At 74.7% G+C, this 13901-nt stretch carries 12 protein-coding genes; 4 read left to right on the top strand and 8 right to left on the bottom strand.

Annotation, left to right across the window (positions count from 1 at the left end):
* Positions 1–81: 81 nt before the first annotated feature.
* The 7 genes from Dsi01nite_RS19045 to Dsi01nite_RS19015 all read right to left on the bottom strand — a co-directional run bounded on the left by Dsi01nite_RS19045 (position 82) and on the right by Dsi01nite_RS19015 (position 6605).
* On the bottom strand, positions 82–684 hold the full coding sequence (locus tag Dsi01nite_RS19045; protein ID WP_203847532.1) for a gamma carbonic anhydrase family protein: 603 nt from the start codon (positions 682–684) through the stop codon (positions 82–84).
* Positions 685–707: 23 nt separating this feature from the next.
* Complete coding sequence (locus Dsi01nite_RS19040; protein WP_203847531.1) at positions 708–1949, bottom strand: ADP-ribosylation family protein; 1242 nt, start codon at positions 1947–1949, stop codon at positions 708–710.
* Positions 1950–1963: 14 nt separating this feature from the next.
* On the bottom strand, positions 1964–2230 hold the full coding sequence (locus tag Dsi01nite_RS19035) for a hypothetical protein (RefSeq protein ID WP_203847530.1): 267 nt from the start codon (positions 2228–2230) through the stop codon (positions 1964–1966).
* A 63-nt stretch (positions 2231–2293) separates the two neighbouring features.
* A complete protein-coding gene (locus Dsi01nite_RS19030; protein ID WP_203847529.1) occupies positions 2294–2938 on the bottom strand; it encodes a response regulator in 645 nt (214 codons plus the stop codon).
* Between the two features lie 2 nt (positions 2939–2940).
* On the bottom strand, positions 2941–4992 hold the full coding sequence (locus Dsi01nite_RS19025) for a sensor histidine kinase (protein ID WP_203847528.1): 2052 nt from the start codon (positions 4990–4992) through the stop codon (positions 2941–2943).
* Complete coding sequence (locus Dsi01nite_RS19020) at positions 4989–5609, bottom strand: hypothetical protein (RefSeq protein WP_203847527.1); 621 nt, start codon at positions 5607–5609, stop codon at positions 4989–4991. Before Dsi01nite_RS19020 ends, Dsi01nite_RS19025 begins: the two co-directional genes overlap by 4 nt.
* Before the next feature lie 102 nt (positions 5610–5711).
* Positions 5712–6605 carry a LysR family transcriptional regulator gene (locus Dsi01nite_RS19015; protein WP_203847526.1) on the bottom strand — a complete coding sequence of 298 codons (894 nt, stop codon included), beginning with the start codon at positions 6603–6605 and terminating at the stop codon, positions 5712–5714.
* Positions 6606–6682: 77 nt separating this feature from the next.
* Here Dsi01nite_RS19015 and Dsi01nite_RS19010 point away from each other — a divergent pair, with 77 nt between their 5' ends.
* Genes Dsi01nite_RS19010 through Dsi01nite_RS19000 form a run of 3 tightly spaced genes read left to right on the top strand, consistent with a single transcriptional unit; the run spans position 6683 to position 11820 of the window.
* Entirely contained in the window at positions 6683–7183 is a 501-nt protein-coding gene (locus tag Dsi01nite_RS19010) for a nuclear transport factor 2 family protein (protein ID WP_203847525.1), read from the top strand.
* Positions 7184–7241: 58 nt separating this feature from the next.
* The gene (locus Dsi01nite_RS19005) at positions 7242–10241 is read left to right on the top strand and encodes an ATP-binding protein (protein WP_203847524.1); all 3000 of its coding nucleotides are present in this window, start codon (positions 7242–7244) and stop codon (positions 10239–10241) included.
* A gap of 55 nt (positions 10242–10296) precedes the next feature.
* Positions 10297–11820, top strand: coding sequence for a bifunctional 3-(3-hydroxy-phenyl)propionate/3-hydroxycinnamic acid hydroxylase (locus Dsi01nite_RS19000; RefSeq protein WP_203847523.1), 1524 nt, complete (start codon positions 10297–10299; stop codon positions 11818–11820).
* Here Dsi01nite_RS19000 and Dsi01nite_RS18995 read toward each other — a convergent pair.
* Complete coding sequence (locus Dsi01nite_RS18995; RefSeq protein WP_203847522.1) at positions 11810–12754, bottom strand: helix-turn-helix domain-containing protein; 945 nt, start codon at positions 12752–12754, stop codon at positions 11810–11812. The genes Dsi01nite_RS19000 and Dsi01nite_RS18995 overlap by 11 nt on opposite strands.
* A gap of 71 nt (positions 12755–12825) precedes the next feature.
* On the opposite strand from Dsi01nite_RS18995, the gene Dsi01nite_RS18990 reads away from it, so the two are divergent.
* Entirely contained in the window at positions 12826–13830 is a 1005-nt protein-coding gene (locus tag Dsi01nite_RS18990; RefSeq protein ID WP_203847521.1) for a saccharopine dehydrogenase NADP-binding domain-containing protein, read from the top strand.
* Positions 13831–13901 lie beyond the last annotated feature (71 nt).

Below are 13901 nucleotides of genomic sequence, written 5' to 3'. Positions count from 1 at the left end.
GGATGACGACCAGAACGCGCTAACCGCAACCAAAAGGCCCACGAACGGCGATCGGGTCGCTGAGCACCTGAGCCGGCCGGGTCAGATCTGCCGGTCGTCACGATGGCGGCCCAGGGCGCGGCCGTACCGTTCGGCGATCCCCGGCATGAGACTTTCGCCGTCGGCCGGGCGGTCCAGGCCGAAGACGTAGCCGGGGAAGTCCAGCTCCCGCTGCGCGGCCCAGATCCCGTCGTGGTCCTCGGCGGGGAGGATACGAAGAGGATCGCCGACCGCTACCCAGCCGATCGGCACCATGGAGTCGGGTGGCAGCACCGTGCGCAGGTGGACGAGGCCGTTGATGCGGATCTCGCTGCGGGTGCCGATGTGGGCGCCGTTGAACACGCGGCTGCCGGTGGCCAGGAACACCTCGTCGTCCACCTGGCAGCCGGTCAGGCAGGAGGTGGGTCCGACCAGGACCTGGCGGCCCAGGCGCAGGGGGTCGCGGCGGGTGCCGCGCAGGACGGCGTTCTCCATGACGATGCTGTCCTCGCCGATCTCGACCGGGCCGCCCTCGGCGGTGAGCACGGCACCGAACAGGATCCGGCAGCCCGGCCCCACCCGGACATCTCCGCTGAGGGTCGCCGTCGGCGCGACGTAGGCGGTGGGGTCGATGGTCGGCGAACAGCCGTCGTGTTCAATCAGCATGGATTCGAGGATGCCGCACGCGGTCAGCGCAGGATGTCCACCGACGGCAGGTCGCGGTGGGCGGCGTGGACCTCGGCGATGCCGGCCAGGGCGTCGCGGCCCAGGGCGCGGTAGGCGCCGGTGAGCAGGTCGACGGCCGCGCGCCGGTACTGGTCCGCGTCCAGCCAGTGCAGCTCCCGGCCGAGCGTCAGCGCGAACGCGGGCTGCCCGGCGGCGAGCTCGGCCGTCGCCTCGGCGATCCAGGCGCGGGTGCGGGGCTCGTCGGTGCGGTACGCGTCGAGCCGCTCGCCGGCCTCGCCGGCCCTCGGGTCGCCGCTGTCCGGCGGGAGCACGGCGCCGATCGCCACCCCGCCCGGCGGTCGTTCGGCGGCCGCCCAGCGGGGTGGGCCGTCGGCCGCGCACGCCGCCTCGTCGGCCGGGGCGAACCAGTCCAGGGCCGCGCCGAGCGGGAACAGCATCCAGTACTTGTCCGGGCCCTCGTCGTCGCTGAGCGCGTCGTCCAGCACCCGGCGGATCTGGGCGAGGACCGTCGGCGCCTTCGAGGTCCAGGTCTCGGCGGAGTCCCGGGCGTAGTTGTACGCGACGAACGACGGCAGCTCGGCCGGGTCGTCGTACCAGAGGCCGTAATGCAGCCCGTCGGAGCCGCCGCCGAGGACCGTGACCAGTTCGGCCGGGTCGCGCCGGAACCGGCAGTGCAGCCGCTCGTCGAGGCCGTCGTGCCCGGTCCGGTCGAGCCCGCCGTCGTCGAAGTAGCCGGTGATGCCCCAGCTCGACAGCCCGAGCCACTGCAGCGCGCGGCGTTCGCGGTCGTCGAGGCTGTGCAGGAACGCCGCGAGGATGGCTACGTGCCGGGGCAGGCGCAGGCCGTACACCCGCGAAAATCGCTGCTCGACGGCCGGGAAGCGGTCCGTCATGGTGTCGAGGGCGCCGAGTCTGCGGGCCTCGTCGGCGTCCGTCGGGGCGAACATCCACTCCTCGAACCTGGCCTCGTCCAGGCCGAGGGTCTCGCTGAGTGGCGCGGCGAGCGCGGCCCGGGCGGCGCCGGGCACCTCGAGGCGGGCGAGGGCGGCGGTGAGCCGCTGCTCCGCGTCGTCGCCGAGGACGAGCGAGGCGGTCGGGCCGCTGTAGGTGCGCTGGTCGTAGAGCGACACCCGGACGACCTGGCCGAGACCGTTGACGGGCGCCGGCTCGGACAGCGTGCTCAGGGTGACGCGGTCGCCGTCGAACTTGCGGTAGCTGATGAGCCGGGCTGCTTCGCTGGTCACCCCGGGCACCTTAGTCAGTGGGGTGGCTGGATGCGTGGGCGGTGGGTCCGGTGGCGGTCCACCTGGTCGTGGCCCCAGCGCAGCAGGTCGGCCGCGGTCCGGTCCCAGGCGGGGTCCTCGGTGACCGGGTAGTCGCCTTCGAGGGCGGCGACGACGCCGTTCCACACCCGGCCGAACTCGCCGCCCCCGGTGGCTCGGTGTACCCCTGCGCCATGACCAGCGAGCGGATCTGGTCCCAGGTCTCCACCGGCCACGGAGGCGGACCACCTGCGGACATCCATCGATGTTCTCACTCGCGGGACGCCTCGAGTGAGGGTGGTGGTCTTCGTCGCGGCCGGCCGCTGTTACAACCCGGCTGCGCGGGCCCTGTCGATCGCCTCGGCCCGGGTCTCGACGCCGAGCTTGGCGAAGATCGTCGAGATGTAGTTGCGCACGGTCTTCGGGCTGACGCCGAGCCGGTCGGTGATGGCGGTGTTGGTCAGGCCGGCCGCGACGAGCTCGAGGATCTCGTGTTCGCGCACGGTGAGGGTGGCCAGGACCCCGGGTGTGCGTGCGGGCCGGGGCGGCGCCGACACCTGCTGGGCGAGGTGCTGGGCGGCGGCCGAACTGAAGATGGCGTCCCCGGCCGCGGCCGCGTGCACGGCGCGCAGCATCTCGTCCCGATCGGCGCCCTTGACGAGATAGCCGCGGGCGCCCGCGCGGACGGCGGCCAGCACCGAGGCGCTGTCGTCGAACATGGTCACCACCAGGATCGCGACCGCGGGACGCTGCCGCAGGATGCGGCGGGTCGCCTCGACCCCGTTGAGTTGCGGCATCGTCAGATCCATGACGACGACGTCCGGGTCCAGCTCGACGGCCTGCCGGACGGCGTCGGCCCCGTCGCTGGCCTCGCCGACGACCTCGACCGCCGGATCGGAGGCGAACGCGGCCCGCAGCCCGTAGCGGAACATGGGATGGTCGTCGGCCAGCAGCACGCGGATGACGGTCATGGTCACTCCGATCGCACCGGCAGTCGGGCGGTGACGACGGTGCCGCCGCCGGTGGCGGCACCGATGTCCAGTGTCCCGCCGAGTTCCTCGGCGCGTTCGCGCATCGACAGGGTGCCGACGCCGGGACGCATACCGGCCGGCAGGCCGACGCCGTCGTCGACGACCTGGAGGCACAACGCGTCGTCCTCGACGGTGACCCGCAGACGGGCGGTTGCCGCGCCGGCGTGCCGGGCGACGTTGGTCAGTGCCTCGTGCGCGATCCGGAACGCGGCGACCTCCACCGCGGCCGGCAGTCCGGGAAGGTCGTCGACGTGCACGTCCAGGTGGAACGTGCGGTGCTGCTCGGCGGCGTGCTCGAGCGCGGCGGCCAGGCCGAGCTCGTCGAGGACGGGCGGGCGCAGCTCGCGGGCAAGTCGCCGGACCTCCTGCAGTGCCTGCTGGCTCTGCGTCTTGAGCTCGCCGAGGATCGTGTCGGCGGTCGCCGGGTCGCTGCCGATCAGCGACCTGGCCGCGTCGATGGTCAGCGCCTGGCTGCCGAGTGCCGAACCCAGGGAGTCGTGCAGGTCGCGGCGGATCCTCCGGCGTTCCTCCTCCCGGGCGGCGACCAGCTTCTCCCGGGCCCGCTGCAGGTCGGCGGCCAGCCGCCGGGTCCGGGCCGACTCCCGAGCGGCGGACAGGGCGGCGCCGCAGTGGTCCGCCAGGTCGGCCACCAGTCGCCGGTCCAGCCGGTCCAGCGGGCCGGCGATCTCCAGGCGACCCAGTTGGCTGCCCTGATAGGTCAAGGCGACGGATTCCAGCTCGGTGGTGGCTGTGCCGATGGAGGCGGTCAGGTCGCCGTCGAGATGGACCGCCACATAGGGAGCGTTGAGTGCCCGGCCGACGGCGTCCACAATGGCCGGCGCGACCTGATCCGGTTCGACGATCTCGGTCATGCGGCGACCCAGTCGCGACAGCACACCGTACGGATCGCCCCGTTCGCCGTGGACGACCCGGCCGACCGCCCGCTGCACGCGTTCGCGGACGGGGTTGAAGACGACGGCGACGATCCCGGCCGCCAGCAACGGGCCGGCGATGGTCCGGTCGGCCGGCCACAGGGCGCCCACCCCGGCCACGACGACGGCGTACACGCTGACGACGAATCCGGTCAGGATGACGAACAGCAGCGTGCGGCTGATGACGGTGTCGACGTCGAACAGCCGGTGCCGCACGATGGCCACCGCGATCGCGGCCGGGAGCAGCGCCGCCATCGCGTAGCTGACCAGCATCAGCACGGCGTACACGGCCAGGCCCCGGGAACTGGTCTCGTGCTGGATCCGCAGCAACGGCGTGGTCGCGTACGCGATCGTCAGCGCGAACCGCAGCGCGACCGCGAACATCACCAGCTTGGTCTGGCGGCGTTCCTGCGGTCCGGAGACCCGCACGTAGCGGTAGACCTGGGCGACCGCGCAGCTGCCGAACAGCACCAGCAGGATCACCGCCTCGGCCGGGCTGCCCGCCAACGCGGGCACGGTCACCGACGCGACCAGGTACGCCGCCCAGCCGGCCGCGAACCAGCGGCCCCACCGCGGCGCGAACCGGCCGTCCGGGAACACGTAGGCCAGTTGGAACAGGCCGATCCAGGCCACTCCCTGCAGCAGCGCGGCCGGGTCGGCCAGCGCCGGGACGAGCCGGCCGACGACGTAGGGGACGCCGCCGCCCGCGACCGCGAACAGGACCAGCACGAAGGCGAGGTACAGGCGCAGCCACGACAGCCGGCCGCGCAGCACGAACCCGGCGGCGACCACGCTGACCGCGGTCAGCATCAGCTCCAGCAGCAGGAAGTAGCCGACGTACCAGCGTTGCGGCAGCGCCCAGCCGCTCAGGACGTCGCGCAGCTGACCGGCCGACCAGCCCTCCGGCGCGACCCAGGCCGGGGACGCCGCGTCGGCCTGGTGGCCCCAGGCGATCAGCCCCGCGACGAACCCGGCCAGCAGCAGCCCGATCGCCGTCAGCACGGCGGCCCGGCCCAGGCGCAGCGCGCGCCCGACCGAGCCGATCGTGGCCTCGGAGCTCATGCCGTGGAGGCTACCGGCTGGACCGTCGCGGTCACCGGACGGCGCAGCAGGCCGATCCCGATCGCCAGCCAGAGGAACCCGACGAGCAGCGGCGGGAATGCCCCGCCCAGCGCGAGGTCCGCCAGCAGGATGAGGCCCGCGATGATCGCCACCACCAGCCCGGTCCGCCGCAGGACGCCCGTCCGGCGCAGCCCGACGCCGGTCAGGACGATGGCGGCCAGCGCGGCCCAGATGGAGATCATGCTCAGCCACAGCGACGGGCTCCACAGCGAGTTGTCGGAGAGCTTCGCCGTCGTGGACCCGCTCATCGACAGGGCCAGCACGAGGTTGCCGATGATCGCGACCGCCGAGACGCCGGACGCGATCCGGGTCGCGACGGTCAAGCCGGGAGAGGTCGCGACCATCGCCATCCCGGCCGCTCCCGTCAGCACCGCCAGCGCGTACAGGACGGCGATGGCGACCCATTGCAGTCGGACGTCGGCCAGGACGCCCGGCGTGAAGTCGGCGGAGTTGTCGACGCCGGTCTGCGCCAGTGTCGCCATGGCCAGGACGAACCAGGCCAGGAAGGGGGCCAGGGCCAGCACGAGCAGGCGGCCGGTTGCTTTCGGATCGCGCATCATGAGCTCCTCGGTCGGGGTGGTCTGGCTGCCACGATCCCGAGCCCGATGTCCCAGGCAGTAGAGGCGAGAAGTCCCGGCCGCGGCCGGCCTTCGCTTCCTTCAGCGGCGCGGGGCTTCGGCCGTGGCGGCGACGAAGGCGCGCACCCGCTCGGTCGTGCGCACCGTGCGCCACACCGGTCCCCACCGCAGCGGCGGCGCGTCGTGCAGCGGCACGTAGGCGACGTCCGGGCGGGCGTGGAAGCGGGTGGCGTGCTCGCCGACGACGAAGACGCCCTGCCCGGCTCCGATCAGCGTCAGGACCTCCTGGAACGTCTGCGCCGACGGCCCGTCCACGATCGGGCGTCCGCCGGGTGTGCGGCGGGCCGGGTCCGGCCGGTACTCCGGGATGGAGCACGGTGCGACGAGCAGCGGGCTGCCGGCGAGGTCCTCGACCGAGGCCGAGGGCCGGCCGGCGAGCGGGTGCCGGGCCGGGACGGCCAGCATGCGTGGCTCGGACAGCAGCGCCGGGCCGCACGTCAGGTCGGGCTCGTCGAACGGGAAACAGCCGAACAGCAGGTCCAGCTCGTCGGCGCGGAGCCGGTCGACCGCGCCGGCGAACTGGACCTCGTTGAGGCGGACCTCACAGCCGGTGTGGCGCCGCCGGAAGCGTTCGGCGCCGTCGACGACGAGCTGCCCGGTGGCCGCGCCGACGAACCCCACGCGCAGCACGCCGGTCAGGCCGCGCCCGTCCGCCACGGCCCGGACCAGGGCGGCGGTGACCTGGTCGTAGGCCGGCCGCAGATCCTCGTACAGCCGCCGGCCCGTCCCGGTGAGCGCCACCCGGCGGCTGGTCCGCTCGAACAGCGGGACACCGACCCGCCGCTCCAGCACCCGGATGGTCTGGCTGACCCGGGCGGTCGTGCGCCCCAGCCGCTCGGCGGTGCGGCCGAAGTGCAGCTCCTCGGCCAGGGCCAGGAAGGTCTCGATCTCGTGCCGTTCCACTCGCGTCTCCATGATCGTCAAGCCACGCTTCACGATCGTTGCACGTTTCGGCGTTGTTCGGCGGGTACCGGTGGGCGACGGTGAACGACATGTACGTCACAGACAACCGCGCACTGTCCGCCACCGACGCCGGGGCCCTCGCGGCCGAGCTGCGCGACCGCACCGAGGTGATCGACGCCGTGTACCGCTTCGGGCTGGGGCAGGACCTGCGCGACCGCGACCTGTTCGGCTCGGCGTTCGCCGATGACGCCGAGCTGGACTTCGGCCCCGCGGCGGCCCGCTGGGGTGGGCAGGCGCCGCTCATGACCGGGCGGGACACCATCACCGGCACCATCCTGGCGCTGTTCGGCGGGCGGGTCGACACCACCCACGTGGTCACCAACCCGCGCGTCCGCGTCGACGGTGACGCCGCCCGGCTCACCGCCGTCGTCGAGGCACAGCACCTGCTCACGGCCGACCACGGCACGCACGCGCTGCTCAAGAACCTGTACGACGTCGACCTGGTCCGCGACGGCGCCCGCTGGGTGATCCGGCGGATGCGCATCGAGAACGTCTGGTACACCGGTGACCCGAAGTTGATCTTCGGGTAGAGCGTCCCGGGGCTATGCTCGCGGGGTCACGTCCAGGGTGCCGGGGGATCATTCAGCGGTGTGGTTCGCGATATTGGGGCCGCTGCGGGTGTCGCGCGACGGCGAGGCGGTGCCGGTCGGCGGGCCGAAGCAGCGGGCGCTGCTGACCCTGCTGCTGTTGCGGGCCAACCGGGTCAGCACCACGGACTGGCTGGTGGACGCGCTGTGGGACGGGGCTCCGCCGCCGAGCGCCGAGGTCACCCTGCGCACCTACGTCGCCGCGCTGCGGCGGGCCCTCGAGCCGGGCCGGGGTGCGCGGGCGCAGGGCCGGATCCTGGTCGGCCACGACGGCGGCTACGAGCTGCGGGTGGCCGGCGACGCGATCGACGCCGTGCGGTTCACGGAGCTGTCGGCGGCGGGCGCGCGGGCCCTCGCCGAGGGCGATCCGGTCGCCGCCGAACGGCACTACACGCAGGCCCTCACGCTGTGGCGCGGCGACCCGGCCGCCGGCGACCTGGCGGCGGTGCGGGCCGAGACGGCCCGGCTCGCCGAGACGCGCCTCGCCGCTGAGGAGGGCCGCTGCACCGCCGCGGTCGCCGCCGGCCGGCACCTGGCCGTGCTGCCCGATCTGCGGTGCTTTGTCGCCGAGCAGCCGGCCCGGGAAGCGGCGCGCGGGCAGCTGATGCTGGCGCTGTACCGGGCTGGACAGCAGACCGAGGCCCTGGCCGTGTACGACGAGGGCCGCCGGTTCCTGGCGTCGGAGTTCGGGGTGGAGCCGACCGCCGAGCTGCGCGCCCTGCACCGCCAGATCCTCGGCCACACGGTTCCCTGTGAGGCGCCGCCGCCGCGCGGGCTCGTCGGGCGGTCCGCGGAGCTCGAAGCCCTGGCGGCGCACCTCGACGGGGCGCGGCACCACAGCGGCGGCGGGCGGATGGTGGCCGTCGTCGGTGAGGCCGGGATCGGCAAGACGACCCTCGCCGCCGCCGTCGCCGACCGGGCCGCGGCGGCGGGGATCCCGGTGGTGTGGGGCCGCTGCCCGGACGTCGGCCAGGCGCCACCGTTCTGGCTGTGGAGCCAGGTCGTGCGGGGACTGCTCGCCCTGCCGCACACCGAAGACGTCGCCGCCCTGGCCGGATTCGTCGAAGGGCGGTCTCCTGAGGACGGCGGACCCGACCCGGCCGCCCGGTTCCGCGCCTATGACGCGGTGTCCGAGCTGATCCGTGCCGCCGCCGGGCCGGCGGGGCTGCTGCTCGTCCTGGACGACGTGCACGCGGCCGACCCCGATTCGCTGCTGCTGACGCGGTACCTGACCACGACCGTCCACACAGGACGGGCGCTCGTGCTGGCGACGCTGCGGCCGTACGAGCACGACCCGGGGCTCGTCGCGACCCTCAACGACCTGGCCCGGGGCCGCGGATCCGGGCAGCTGCGCCTCGGCGGGCTCGACCCCGCCGGCGTCGCGGACCTGGTCGCGGACCGGACCGGCGGGCCGGCGCCGGACGACCTCGTCCGGCGGCTCGCCGACCGTACCGGCGGCAACCCCTTCTTCCTCACCGAGCTGCTCGCCGCGCCCGAGCGGCCGCTGCCGCCGAGCGTCCGCGACGCCGTCCGGATCCGGCTCGACGGACCCGACCCGGCCGCCCGTGAGTGCCTGGACGTGCTCAGCGTCGCCGGCCGGGAGCTCGACCTGCACCTGCTGCGGGCGGTGACCGGCACCGACGCCGCGCAGCTGCTCGCCGGGCCGGGCGCGGCGCGGCTCGTCACGGAGGCCGGGCCGGGCACGGTCCGCTTCCGGCACGCGCTGCTCGCCGAGGTCACCTACGCCGAGCTGCCGCCACCGCGGCGGGCCACCCTGCACGCCAGGCTCGCCGGCGCGGCCGCGGACCGGGGTGGGCTCGCCGCGGGCGAGATCGCGCACCACTACGGACAGTCGATCGGGCTCGGCCACGCCGCGGACTTCCTGCGGTGGACGGTGCGGGCCGCCGACGATGCGGCCCGGCGCCTGGCCTACGAGGACGCCCTCGCCCACCTCGGCCGGGCCGCGGACCACCTCGCGCCGGACGCGGCGACCTCGCCGGAGGCGGCCGCCACCGAACTCGGCGTGCAGCTGCGCCGGGCCTCGCTGCTGCAGATCACCGTCGGCGTCGGCAGCGACGCCGTCGCCGAAGCGGCCGCCCGGGCCAGGTGGCTGCTGCCGTACACCGGGCCCGACACCGACGTGAGCACCGCGCTGTGGACGCTCGGCGAGGTCGCCTGCAACCGGGCCGAGTACGCCGTCGCCGAAGACCTCGCCCAGCGGCTCACCCGCGCGGTGACCTCCGACGACGAGCTGATCGCGGCCGCCGGACCGTACCTGCTCGGCGTCGTGTGCTATTTCACCGGCCGGCTCGGCGAGGCCGACGGGCACCTCAGCACCGCCGTGCAGCGCCTCGCCGCGGTCGACCCGCGGCAGCTGCGCGAGCAGGCGGGCCGGACGCCGGCGCTCGCCGCGTACAACTTCCGCGCCCTGGTCCGGTCCCTGCTCGGCGACGCCGGGGCGGCCCGCGCCGACATCGACGCGGCGGCGGCGCTGGCCGAGCGCGGCGACGACGCGTACGGCCGCGCCAACGCCGCCCTCTACGCGGCGTGGACGGCGTTGCAGGAGCACGACGTCGCCGCGGGCCGGGACGCCGCCCGGCGGTGCCGGGAGATCGGCGCGCGGCAGCGCATGCCGCACTTCGTCACCACCGGTGACTTCGTCGCGGAATGGGCGGCGGTGCGCGGCGGCGAGCACGGCCGGCTCGCCGCGATGCGAGCCGCCGGTGAGGCCATCCACCGGCTGGGGCTGCGCGCGACCCTGACCATCTCGATCGCGGCGATGGCCGACGCGCACCTGGTGGCCGGCGACCCCGCCACCGCAGCCCGGCTCGCCGCCGCCGGCCTCGAGGCGGCGGCCACCGCCGGTGAACAGGTGCTCACCGCCGAGCTGCGCCGCGTGCGTGGCCTCGCCAACGGCGACGACGAGGACGTCCGGGCCGGCGCCGGGATCGCCGCCGCTCAGGGCGCCCGGCTGCTGCTGGCCCGCATCGCCCAGGGGTAGCCGTCTCCACAGCGGCTCCACACGGTTTCCACAGGGCCCTGCTGGACTGTGCGGCATGGACACAGATGTCGTCGTGGTGGGCTGCGGGCCGGTCGGCGCGCTCACCGCCAACCTGCTCGGGATGCGCGGCGTGCGGACCCTCGTCGTGGAGCGCGGCACCGCGCCGCACGGGCAGCCGCGGGCGTTCTCCTGCGACGACGAGGCGCTGCGGGTGTATCAGCAGGCCGGCCTCCGGGACGAGGTCGCCGCCGACATGTACCCGCCGCCGGTCGTCGAGTACGTGAGCGGCAACGGCCGGCCGTTCGCGACGATCGCCCTCGACGAGGTCGACTTCGGCCTCGGTAGCGAGCCGCTGCACTTCTTCGACCAGCCGTGGCTGGAGGCGTCGCTGCGCGGCGGTCTCGACCGGTTCCCGCATGTCGAGCTGCGCACCGGCGTGGAGATGACCGGCCTGGAGCAGGACGCCGACGGCGTCACCGTCCGACTCAGAGACGCCGGGGGCGACAGCACGATCCGGGCCCGCTACGTGCTGGGCTGCGACGGCGCCCGCAGCGCCACCCGGGCGGCGGCGGGGATCGGGCTGAGCGGGACGTCCTACGCCGAGCCATGGCTGGCGATCTCCGGCGACGTCGAGCCCGGCGGGGTGCGGCAACCGCGGACCAGGTTCGTCTGCGACTGGCGCCGTCCCGCGTTCGTGTCGCCCGGCGCGTTCGGCACGCACCGCCTCGAGTTCATGCTCCGCGCGAGTGAGACACCGGAGGAGATGACCCGCCCCGAGACGCTCGAGCGCCTCGTCGCGCCGTACGTCGACCCGGCCCGGTTCACGGTGACCCGCGCCGTGGTGTACACCTTCCATCACCTGGTCGCGGAGCGCTGGCGGGCCGGGCGGGTGTTCCTTCTCGGCGACGCCGCGCACCAGATGCCGCCGTTCCTCGGCCAGGGGCTGTGCAGCGGGCTGCGCGACGCGGCGAACCTGACGTGGAAGCTGGCGATGGTCGTCGACGGCACCGCGGGCGACGACCTGCTCGACTCGTATGAGACCGAACGGCGCCCGCACACCGAGGAGATGGCGGTGACGAGCGTCCGGCTGGGCCGGGTCTTCCTGGTCCGCAACCGGGCCGCGGCGTTCCTGCGCGACACCGCGCTGCGCGCCGTGCAGGCCGTCCCGCGGGTCCGCCGGTTCGTGCGGCACTTCGAGTTCAAACCGGCGCCGGTCCTGCACAAGGGCCTGCTCGCCGGCGGCACCCGCCGCGGCGCCGTCGGCACCATGTTCCCCCAGCCCCGGGTGTCGGCCGCGGGGGAGGCCGCACCCGTGCGGCTCGACGACGTGCTGGGGACCGGGTTCGCCGTGATCGGCCCGTCGGTGACCGCCGCGACCGTCTGGACCGGCCCGCCGGCGGCCTTCATCCGCGTCCTGCCGCCGGGCTCCGTCGCGACCGCCGGGTCCGGGGTGCGTGAGGTCGTCGACACCGACGGCGTGCTGACCGCCTGGTTCGCCAGGCACCGGGCCGAGGTGGCGGTGCTGCGCCCGGACCGCTTCGTCTACGCCGCGGCCCTGGACGCCGCGCTCACGAGGTGACGGCGCGGAAGGTGCGGCGGTAGGTGTCCGGCGGGACGCCGACGGTCCGCTGGAAGTGGCGGCGCAGCGTCGTCGCCGTGCCCATGCCCGCGGCCGCGGCGATGGTGTCGATGCCGTCGTCCGTGTTCTCCAGCAGCTCCTGGGCGCGGCGGATCCGCTGGGCCAGCAGCCACTGCAGCGGGGTGGTGCCGGTGACCGCGTGGAAGTGGCGGGCCAGGTGGCGGGAGCTCATGTTGGCCTGCAGGGCCAGGTCCTCGACGGTGAGCGGCTGGTCCAGCCGGCGCATCACCCAGGGCAGCAGCGCCGACAGGGGATGGCCGTCGCGGTCCGGCACCGGGGTGGTGACGAACTGGGCCTGCCCGCCGGCGCGGTGCGGGGGCACGACCAGCCGGCGGGCGACCACGTTGGCGACCGCCGGGCCGTGGTCGAGGCGGACCAGGTGCAGGCACAGGTCCATCGCCGCGGCCTTGCCCGCGGACGTGAGCACGCTGCCGTTGTCGATGTAGAGCACGTCCGGGTCGACGGTGATCCGTGGGTACCGCGTAGCCAGCTGGTCGGTGTGCGCCCAGTGCGTGGTCGCCCGCAGCCCGTCGAGGAGCCCGGCGGCGGCCAGGACGAACGCGCCGGTGCACAGGGAGACCACCCTCGCGCCCGCCTCGTGCGCCGCGCGGACCGCCTCGACCAGGTCGGCCGGCGGGTCCACGTCGACGTCCGCGAGGGCGGGGACGATCACGGTGCGGGCGCGCGCCAGACCGTCGAGCCCGCGGTCCGGCTCCAGCACGAACCGGCCGACCCGCACGGCGCGCGTGCCGCACACCGAGACGTCATACCAGGGACCGCGGACGGCGTCGGGGGCGGGGCCGAACACCTCGCAGGCCAGGGCCAGCTCGAAGTGCAGCATCCCGTCGGTGGCGGCGACCGCGACAGAGGTCATGTCGGAAATTGTACGGGTCATGTCGTTCCGGACACTGGCCCGGTCCGTGCGGCCGGGACAGGATCTCCGGTATGGATCACAGGAACGTCGCGGTGTACGGCGCCTCCGGGCACACCGGCCGGTTCGTCGTCGCCGAGCTGGCCGCTCGCGGATACGCCCCCCTCCTGCTCGGCCGGGACCGGGACAAGCTGCTCGCGCTGGGGGCCAGTGCGGCGCGGCAGGCGCCGGTCGACGACCCGGACGCCCTCGACCGGGCCCTGGACGGCGCCGCGGCCGTCATCAACACCGCCGGGCCGTTCGCCACGACCGCCGCGCCGCTGATCGAGGCCGCGCTGCGCGCCGGCATCCCGTACGTGGACGTGGCCGCCGAGATCGAGGCGAACCATGACACGTTCCGCCACTTCAGCGAGCGGGCACGCGCCGCGGGCGTCGTCGTGGTCCCGGCGATGGCGTTCTTCGGCGGCCTCGGCGACCTGCTGGTCACCACCGCGATGGGCGACTGGACCGCCGCCGACGAGGTGCACGTCGCCTACGGCCTGAGCAGCTGGCACCCCACCGCCGGCACGCTCGTCGCCGGTGCGGTGTCGGGGCAGCGGCGCGGCGGGCGCCGGGTCCGCTACACCGGTGGCGGGTTGGAGTATCACGACGACGCCCTGCCGACCCTGCGGTGGCCGTTCCCGGCGCCGCTCGGCCCGCGGGACGTCATCGGCGGGTTCAGCATGGCCGACGTCGTCACCGTCCCCAGCCACCTGTCGGTGCCGGAGGTGCGCACGTACATGACCACCACGGCCGCCGCGGACCTGGCCGCCGGCGGCGCCGGACCGGTGCCCGTCGACGACCGCGGGCGCTCCGCGCAGACCTTCGTGGTCGACGTCCTCGTCCGCTCCGCCGGCACCGAACGCCGCATCGCCGCCAGTGGCCAGGACATCTACGCCATCAGCGCGCCGCTCGCGGTCGAGGCCGTCGACCGGATCCTCACCGGCCGCACCGCGACCACGGGCGTCGCCGCCGCGGGGGCGGTGTTCGACGCCCCGGACTTCCTGCGCTCACTGTCGGCGCACCTGTCGGTTTTGTGACGGGTGTGGCGCGGGGCCTCTACGCTCGACGCAAGTTCGTCCGACCGGAGAGGTGGTGGTTGTGATGCAGC

It is taken from the genome of Dactylosporangium siamense (assembly GCF_016862795.1).
GTDB lineage: Bacteria > Actinomycetota > Actinomycetes > Mycobacteriales > Micromonosporaceae > Dactylosporangium > Dactylosporangium siamense.
Note: the sequence above shows the minus strand (reverse complement) of the source record. Positions and strands in the feature narration are given on the sequence as shown.

Bases quoted from the DNA above. Each gene is read 5' to 3' on its own strand.
- Dsi01nite_RS19045 (WP_203847532.1), bottom strand. From the start codon at position 684: ATGCTGATTGAACACGACGGCTGTTCGCCGACCATCGACCCCACCGCC.
- Dsi01nite_RS19035 (WP_203847530.1), bottom strand. From the start codon at position 2,230: ATGGATGTCCGCAGGTGGTCCGCCTCCGTGGCCGGTGGAGACCTGGGA.
- Dsi01nite_RS19030 (WP_203847529.1), bottom strand. From the start codon at position 2,938: ATGACCGTCATCCGCGTGCTGCTGGCCGACGACCATCCCATGTTCCGC.
- Dsi01nite_RS19025 (WP_203847528.1), bottom strand. From the start codon at position 4,992: ATGAGCTCCGAGGCCACGATCGGCTCGGTCGGGCGCGCGCTGCGCCTG.
- Dsi01nite_RS19020 (WP_203847527.1), bottom strand. From the start codon at position 5,609: ATGCGCGATCCGAAAGCAACCGGCCGCCTGCTCGTGCTGGCCCTGGCC.
- Dsi01nite_RS19015 (WP_203847526.1), bottom strand. From the start codon at position 6,605: ATGGAGACGCGAGTGGAACGGCACGAGATCGAGACCTTCCTGGCCCTG.
- Dsi01nite_RS19010 (WP_203847525.1), top strand. From the start codon at position 6,683: ATGTACGTCACAGACAACCGCGCACTGTCCGCCACCGACGCCGGGGCC.
- Dsi01nite_RS19000 (WP_203847523.1), top strand. From the start codon at position 10,297: ATGGACACAGATGTCGTCGTGGTGGGCTGCGGGCCGGTCGGCGCGCTC.
- Dsi01nite_RS18995 (WP_203847522.1), bottom strand. From the start codon at position 12,754: ATGACCTCTGTCGCGGTCGCCGCCACCGACGGGATGCTGCACTTCGAG.
- Dsi01nite_RS18990 (WP_203847521.1), top strand. From the start codon at position 12,826: ATGGATCACAGGAACGTCGCGGTGTACGGCGCCTCCGGGCACACCGGC.